General features: G+C 67.7%; 1 protein-coding gene. It reads left to right on the top strand.

All coding sequences use genetic code 11. From position 1 onward, the window contains the following. On the top strand, positions 1-1,389 hold a 1,389-nt coding region (locus ACF1CT_RS37375), incomplete at both ends, for a condensation domain-containing protein (protein WP_391788495.1).

Raw genomic sequence — 1,389 nt, 5'->3', positions numbered from 1 at the left:
ACTGTTCGAGGCCGTCGTGCTTCCGGCCGGGATGAGCGACGCCGTCCTGACCGGTGTGTATCTGCCGGCCGTTTCGGGTGGTCCCTGGGTCAACAACCCGGCGGCCGCACGGGGTTTCGTACCGATGGCGAAGGCCGCGCGTGAGCGGCTGGCGGAGCGGTTGCCGGAGTACATGGTGCCGTCGGTGGTGATGGTGCTGGACCGGTTGCCGCTGACTCCCAACGGCAAGCTGGACCGCAGGGCGCTTCCGATGCCGGACTACGCGGCGACGGCCGGCGGTTCCGGCCCGCGTACCCCGCAGGAAGAGGTGTTGTGCGGGCTGTTCGCCGAGGTGCTGGGCGTGGACAGGGTCGGGATCGACGACAGCTTCTTCGACCTCGGCGGCCACTCCCTCCTCACCACCCGCCTCGTCAGCCGCATCCGCAGCACACTCGGCGTGGAGGTTCCGATCGCCGCCGTTTTCGAGGCTCCCACTGTGGCCGGTCTGACAACGCGCCTCAGCGACAGCGGCCGGACGCGTAAGGCCCTTGTGCCGATACCGCGGCCGGACGTGGTGCCGCTGTCGTTCGCTCAGCGCCGCCTGTGGTTCCTGCACAAGCTTGAGGGCCGGTCCGCGACCTACAACATGCCGCTGGCATTGCGCCTGACAGGTGGTGTGAACGCGGAAGCGCTCCGCAGCGCACTGCGGGACCTGATCGGCCGACATGAGTCGCTGCGCACTATTTTCCCGGAAATCGACGGCGAGCCACACCAGCTGGTCCTCGATGTGCGGCGAGCGGAGCTCGGCTGGGAATACAGGTCGGTGACGGAGGAGGAGCTGCCGAAGGCTCTGGAGGAAGCTGCTCGTTACGGGTTCGACCTCTCCTCCGAGATCCCGATCAGGGCCTGGCTCTTCGAGACCGGCACGGAGGACAGCGTCCTGCTGCTGCTCGTGCACCACATCGCGGGCGACGGTTGGTCCATGGACCCGATAGCACGCGATGTCGTCGCCGCCTACACGGCACGTACGGAGGACACCGCGCCGCAGTGGCCCGAGCTGCCGGTGCAGTATGCCGACTACACCCTGTGGCATCGGGAGTTGTTGGGAGACGAGTCCGACCCCGAGAGCGTCTATTCCCAGCAGATCAGCTACTGGCGCCGTCAGCTGGCCGAACTGCCCGAGCAGGTTACCTTTCCCGCAGATCGGCCTCGCCCGGCCGTGGCCTCGTACGAAGGGACGCACCTCGTCTTCGAGATGGACGCGGATCTGCATCAGCGACTGGTTCGGCTCGCACGGCGGTCGAACACCACCGTGTTCATGGTGTTGCAGGCCGGTATGGCGGCGTTGCTCACGCGCCTCGGCGCGGGCACCGACATCGCGCTGGGCAGTGGTGTCGCCGGCCGTACGGA

Origin of the sequence: Streptomyces sp. NPDC014734, from assembly GCF_043083325.1 — a bacterium.
Lineage (GTDB): Bacteria > Actinomycetota > Actinomycetes > Streptomycetales > Streptomycetaceae > Streptomyces.
Note: the sequence above shows the minus strand (reverse complement) of the source record. Positions and strands in the feature narration are given on the sequence as shown.